The following is a 4,304-nucleotide window of genomic DNA, read 5'->3' as shown; positions in this document are numbered from 1 at the left end:
CCTCCAGCAGGGTGAGGATCTGCGCCTGCGTCGACACGTCGAGTCCGGAGACGATCTCGTCGGCCAGCACGAATTTCGGCGACAGCGCCAGCGCACGCGCAATGCCGACGCGCTGGCGCTGGCCGCCAGACAGTTCGTGGCGGTAGCGGCTGGCAAAACTTTGCGGCAGGCCGACACGCCGCAGCGCCTCGGCGACGCGCGCCTTCAGGTTGTCGCCAAGACCATTCTGCTTCAAAGGCGCGGCGATAATGCTGGCAATGGTGCGGCGCGGGTTGAGCGACGACATCGGATCTTGAAAAATCATCTGCAGATTGCGCCGCAGCGGCCGCAACTCCGCTTCCGGCAGATTGGTGATGTCGCGGCCGTCGAAGTTGATGCTGCCGGCGCTTGGCTCCAGCAGGCGCACCAGCGCGCGGCCGAGCGTCGACTTGCCCGAACCGGATTCGCCGACAATGCCGGTCACCGAGCCCCGCGGCAGGTCGAAGTCCAGGCCCTTCAGGATTTCGACCAATGGCGCGCGGCCGATCAGCGGCTTGCGCGTCATGTCGGGCAGCGCGACCTTCAGCCCGCGCACGGAGAACAACGGTTCAACCATGCGGCCGCCTCCAGGCTTGGTCGGCGGCAGCGATCTCCGAAGCAAGTCCGGCCAGCACCGCCTCGTCCACCGGTCTTAGCGAGGCGAAAGGATCGGTGTAGCGTGGCGTCGCCGCGATCAGCGCCCGTGTGTAGGGGTGCTGCGGCGCGGCGAAGAGCGCTGCGGTCTCGGCCTCCTCCACCACCTTGCCGGCATAGAGCACCGAGACCCTCTGGCTGATCTTGGCGACGACGCCGAGATCATGGGTGACGAACAGGATCGCGGTGCCGTGCTCGCGCTGCAATTGTGCGATCAGCCGCAGGATCTGCTTCTGCACGGTGACGTCGAGCGCCGTGGTCGGCTCGTCGGCGACGATCAGCCTTGGCTCGGCGGCGAAGGCGGCAGCGATCAGCACGCGCTGGCGCATGCCGCCGGACAGTTCGTGCGGATAGCTTTTGAGCACGCGGTCGGGGTCGCGGATCTGCACCTCGTCCAGCAACTGGCGAATGCGGGTATCGGCCTTCTCGCCACTCCAGCCGAGGATGCGCACCAGCCGGTCGGTCATCTGCGAGCCGATGCGGCGCGACGGGTTGAGCGCGGTCAGCGGGTCCTGCGGGATTAGCGCCGTGCATGCCCCGATCAGCGTGCGCCGCGCCTTGGGCTGCAATTTGCCGAGGTCTTCGCCCTCGAGCCGCATGTCGCCTTCGACGATGCGCACGCTCGACGGCAGCACACCGAGCACCGCCTTGCCGATCATCGTCTTGCCGGCGCCGCTTTCGCCGACCAGCGCGCGGACCTCGCCGGGCTGAACGGCAAGCGACACCGAGCGCAATACGCGCTGGCCGTTGGGCAGCACGGCGCTCAGATCCCTGATGTCGAGACAGGCGCTCATCGCAGCACCGGATCGAAACGCGTCTTCAGCGCCTCGCCGAACTGGCTGAACGACAGCACGGTCAGGATCAGCGTGATCAGCGGAAATACGAGCACCCACCACGCCTGATGGATCGACAGCCGGCCCTCGGCGATGATGCCGCCCCAGGTCGGGTCGTCGGTCGAGATCGACAGATTGACGAAGGACAGGATCGCCTCGACGATGACGGCGATGCCCATCTCCAGCGACAGCAGCGCCACGATCGACGGCACCACATTGGGCAGCACTTCGCGAAGCATGATGCCGATGCGGCCATAGCCGGCGATGCGGGCATTCTCGACATAGTCCATGCGCGACTGGCCCATCGTCTCGGCACGGATCACCCGGCAGAAACGCGTCCAGTCGATGATGGCGATGGCGAGGATGACGGAACTCAAGCCTGTGCCGAGCACCGCAACCAAAAGGATGGCGAACAGCACCGGCGGAAATGCCATCCAGACATCGACGATGCGCGAGATGATGCGGTCGGCCCAGCCGCCGAAATAGCCGGCTATCAGCCCCAGCATCGAGCCGACCAGGCAGGCGGCGATGGCCGCGGCGAAAGCGACGATGAAGGCGATGCGGCCGCCGAAGATCAGTCGCGACAACAGATCGCGGCCGAGGCTGTCGGTGCCGAGCCAATAGCCGGGTTCGGCGCCGGCCATCCAGAACGGCGGCAACCGTTCCAGCATCAAATCCTGCGCCAGCGGATCCTGCGGCGCGACCAGCGGCGCGAAGATTGCCGCCAGAAGCGCCAGCAGCAGCCAGCCGCCGGCCAGCCACAGACGCGGCGACACAGCTCGTCTTTGAGCGCGGCCCTCATCCATGGCGCAGCCTTGGATTGAGCAGTGCGTACATCATGTCGACGCTGAGGTTGATCAGCACGAACAGCAGCGCGAAGACCAGAACGATGCCCTGGATCAGCGGCAAGTCGCGGTTGATGACGGCGTCGATCGCCATGTTGCCGAGGCCTTCATAGGAAAACAGCCGTTCGACGATGACGGTGCCGCCGATGAGGAAGGTGAACTGCACGCCGACCAGCGTCAGCGTCGGCAGCGCGGCATTCTTCAGCGCTTCGCGCAGGATGACCTGCGTTTCCGAGAATCCCTTGACCCGCGCCAGCACGACGTAGTCGAGGTCGAGCACTTCCTTCAGCGACTGTTTCAGCAGCTGCGAGATGATCGCCGCCAGCGGCAGCGCCAGCGCCACGGCCGGCATCAGCATGTGTTTCAGCAGATCCCAGGTCAGGTCGAGGCGCAGACGAAGCAAGCTCTCGAACAGATAAAACTGGGTGACGAAGGGCAGGTCGAGCTGCGGCGACACTCGGCCGGAAATGTCGAAGATCGGCACCAGCACGCCGAACAGCAGGATCAGCACCAGGCCCCACAGGAAGTCGGGAATGGAAAGCGCCGCGCCGCTGGCGATGTCGATGCCGGCCTCGACCGCCGTGCCGCGTTCGCGCGCGCCGATGATTGCCGTCGTGCCGCCGAGCGCCACCGCCATCACAAGCGCGACGATGGCAAGCTCCAGCGTCGCTGGCAGCCGGTTGAAGACGAGACCCAGCACATCCTGCCTGAGCGAAATCGAGGTGCCGAAATCGCCCCTGGCGACGCCTGACAGCCAGATGAAGAATTGCTGCACGATGGTCTTGTCGAGGCCGTAGAGCGCTCGCAGCCGGGCAATGTCGGCATCCGTAGCACCAGGCGGCAGCATCATGGCGATCGGATCGCCGGGCGCGACGCGGATCACGACAAAGACGACGACGGCCACGCCGAACAGCGTGATCAGCATCGTCAGCAGACGGATCAGGAATCTCTGCAGGAGCATTCTGGCGTAGGCCTAATGCGTTTCGGTGACTGATGGAACGAAGACCCCTCATCCGGCCGCTTCGCGGCCACCTTCTCCCCGAGGGGAGAAGAGGTCGCTGACGGCTGAGCCGGTCTCTTCTCCCCAGCGGGGAGAAGGTGGCCCGAAGGGCCGGATGAGGGGGCCTGCGCAAGTTGGGAGAAGGCATGCCGGCTTTGCGACAGCGCGCCTTTCTCGACTCTCTCAGGCCGGGGTCATCAGGGCCGGCAGCAGCGCGCCCGACACATGCTGAACCACATTGACGCCCTTGGCATGGACGATGGGCTGCGCATACTGCATCAGCGGCAGCACATAGGCCTGCTCGGCGATGTATTTGTCGACAGCCTTCCAGCCGGCGATGCGCTTGGCCTCGTCCTTCTCGCCCCACAAGGGGTTGATCATGTCGATCAAATCCTGGCTGTCCCACACCGAATGCGGGCTCGGGCCGTACATGGCAAAGCCGGTCGAGGTGGTCGGATCGCCGATGGCGTTGCCCCAGTTGTAGAAGGCGGCCGGCGCCAGCTTATCGGCGGCGCGCAGTTCGTAGTGCTTTGCGATCTCGTAGACCTCGATCGTCGCCTCGATGCCGACCTTGCGCCACATGCCGACGATCGCCTGGATCATCTCATAGTCCTTGGGCTTGAAGCCCTTGGTCGTCTGGATGGTGAACTTGACCGGCTTTTCCGGCGAATAGCCGGAGGCAGCCAGCAATTCCTTGGCCTTTTCCGGATTGTGCTCGACCTTGATCGACGCGTCGTAGGATGCGTATTCCGGCGTTTCCAGCGTATCGATCGGCTGTCCGTAGCCGCGCAGCAGGCGATCGACCAGCAGCTTCTTGTCGACGGCCATCACGGCGGCCTGACGGACGTTCTTGTCCAGCATCGCCTCGATGTCGTTGAAGAAGATCATGCCGATGTCGGAAACGTTCTTGCACGAGCCGGCCAGCCCGTCCTTGGCGATCAGCCGGTCATACTC

General features: G+C 64.9%; 5 protein-coding genes. All 5 read right to left on the bottom strand.

The window, feature by feature from the left end:
* The coding region (locus EN932_RS30355; RefSeq protein WP_164890692.1) for a dipeptide/oligopeptide/nickel ABC transporter ATP-binding protein at positions 1-595 on the bottom strand (595 nt) is incomplete at its 3' end.
* Positions 588-1,466, bottom strand: coding sequence for an ABC transporter ATP-binding protein (locus EN932_RS30350; RefSeq protein WP_127369126.1), 879 nt, complete (start codon positions 1,464-1,466; stop codon positions 588-590). The genes EN932_RS30355 and EN932_RS30350, both read right to left, overlap by 8 nt.
* Positions 1,463-2,311 carry an ABC transporter permease gene (locus EN932_RS30345; RefSeq protein WP_013527973.1) on the bottom strand — a complete coding sequence of 283 codons (849 nt, stop codon included), beginning with the start codon at positions 2,309-2,311 and terminating at the stop codon, positions 1,463-1,465. The genes EN932_RS30350 and EN932_RS30345 overlap by 4 nt, the downstream gene beginning before the upstream one ends.
* Positions 2,304-3,311, bottom strand: coding sequence for an ABC transporter permease (locus tag EN932_RS30340; protein ID WP_013527972.1), 1,008 nt, complete (start codon positions 3,309-3,311; stop codon positions 2,304-2,306). Before EN932_RS30340 ends, EN932_RS30345 begins: the two co-directional genes overlap by 8 nt.
* Before the next feature lie 222 nt (positions 3,312-3,533).
* Positions 3,534-4,304, bottom strand: a 771-nt coding sequence (locus EN932_RS30330) for an ABC transporter substrate-binding protein (protein ID WP_245483353.1), incomplete at its 5' end; no start/stop codon positions are given.

It is taken from the genome of Mesorhizobium sp. M7A.F.Ca.US.002.01.1.1 (assembly GCF_004022955.1).
Taxonomy (GTDB): domain Bacteria; phylum Pseudomonadota; class Alphaproteobacteria; order Rhizobiales; family Rhizobiaceae; genus Mesorhizobium; species Mesorhizobium ciceri.
This window is presented reverse-complemented; position numbering and strand designations above follow the sequence as displayed.

Bases quoted from the DNA above. Each gene is read 5' to 3' on its own strand.
- EN932_RS30350 (WP_127369126.1), bottom strand. From the start codon at position 1,466: ATGAGCGCCTGTCTCGACATCAGGGATCTGAGCGCCGTGCTGCCCAAC.
- EN932_RS30345 (WP_013527973.1), bottom strand. From the start codon at position 2,311: ATGGATGAGGGCCGCGCTCAAAGACGAGCTGTGTCGCCGCGTCTGTGG.
- EN932_RS30340 (WP_013527972.1), bottom strand. From the start codon at position 3,311: ATGCTCCTGCAGAGATTCCTGATCCGTCTGCTGACGATGCTGATCACG.